Source organism: Bartonella sp. MU70NMGDW, assembly GCF_042194085.1.
In the GTDB taxonomy this organism is placed as follows: Bacteria; Pseudomonadota; Alphaproteobacteria; order Rhizobiales; family Rhizobiaceae; genus Bartonella; species Bartonella grahamii.
The window spans coordinates 1-1740 of record NZ_JBHIMK010000245.1; the positions used below are offsets into that span (position 1 = coordinate 1).

Consider the following 1740-nt stretch of genomic DNA (forward strand, 5'->3'; position numbering starts at 1 on the left):
TGGTCGAAGGCGCTCCCCTGCTAAGGGAGTAGGGCTCAAAAGGCTCTCGAGAGTTCGAATCTCTTCCTCTCCGCCATCTATTGTTATAAAAGCAGTTGATTGTGTATAGGAATTTTTTTCAGTGATTTGTGCTCATTTGCTTTTCTGCTAATCTCAATTTTGTGAAGTTTTTTGATTGCTTTTCTTGCTAGACGTTTTCTATCAGCTACTCTGCTATAGAGTGGTGCTATTTTATCTTCCTTCCATCTCAATTTATGTGCGAAATTGTAATACCTGTATTAGCAGCGCGTGTGGTTGCTCATTTTCTTAATTCCTGTGTTGATTTTAAATTTTATGTTTCATGAAACAAGTTACAAAAACTTTTTTTCTAATGGCGTAAACTAAAGCAAAACCAATGGGGGATGTTTTAAGCGCAATATGTTTTATGTAAATCGCTATGCCAATTTATATTAAAGGAAATATGATCAGTTGTGGAAAAAATTTATCGCGAGAAAGATGGGTTTGTTTCAAAATTTCTCATGCTTTTGTTGATAAAGGAAAGCGAAGCTCTGTTATAGCATCACATTGACGTTGCATATTTTTTAGCTAAGGATTGCTTATTTATTTTTATGGATATAGGGAGCAGCACGCACGTTTGTAAGAATAAGCGGCCGTAAAGCTAGATGTTACGGATTTTGTTCTACAAAGTGTTTTTGACTTCCCTATATCGTTCCAATCGTTTGGTGGCACATTTATTTTATGACGTTGTTTTGCTAAGCTTTTGCTTTTGTGTGTCAATCAACACCTACTCCTTATACAACAGCATATTTGAGATCAATATTTTAAGATGGTTTACTGCTTTATCGGTTATGTCAGCTTTTATATATCAAATAGGGGAGAAAATATTGTATATATTTGCTAGCGAGTCATTTCTAAAAACGGAAGGATCTTTTTAATTTTTAAAAAATATAAAAGCAAAAAAGGTGGAAGTTATCTCTTATTTTTATCATCATCTTATTAATTCAGTTTTATAATTTTCATAAATCTCTATGGTCGTGTCTTTTAAATAATGAAGATTATGTGTCTTACGCTTTTGTTTATCCTGTTGGGATTATGCCTCTCATATAAAAAGAATGTTCTAAACACAAATATACTTGTGTTGCCAATTTATGCACTTGTGTTAAAGAGATATCTTTGCAATGTGTATAAGCCCATTTTGCGACGCCACCTCGTAAATGGTATAAAACACAAAAGTTTCTTTATAATTATAAAGCCTTATAAAGCCACACCATTTGTATACTTATGAAGATGCAAAGAGGCATATTATATATCTGCCTTCCTGTTGTTATAGATTTTAACTATGAGAGTTCATAAAAGGCATTTTTCCTTTTCTAAATTGTTTTTATTTATACGGCTTTCTCCACTTACTGATATGCAAGCAAATGATTTTGCTTGTTTCAACCATAAAAACAGATTTGAAAAGAAAGAATCTTACAATATTCGAGTTTGCTATATTATCATTATAAATCAATGTGTTGCTTTATATTTGCATTGTATATTGAAAGTTGGATGTGGCAATGCTCTCAAAAAAGTATCGATTTCTTTTAGAAGAAAACATTGTGGGTGAAATGTTATGGTTTTTCTCTCATAGAGACTTTTGAGAGTGTTTCATCCATTTCATGATAACCAAACCACACATGAAAAAAGTAATGGTCGGTAATATTAGGTAGTAAGATGGAGAAACTTTTGCAGGAAGAAAAG

General features: G+C 32.4%; 1 pseudogene. It reads right to left on the reverse strand.

The features are described 5' to 3' along the window. Window positions 1-158: 158 nt before the first annotated feature. Window positions 159-298: pseudogene (locus ACFIKE_RS10120) on the reverse strand (integrase); the annotation flags it as partial. Window positions 299-1740: the final 1442 nt, after the last annotated feature.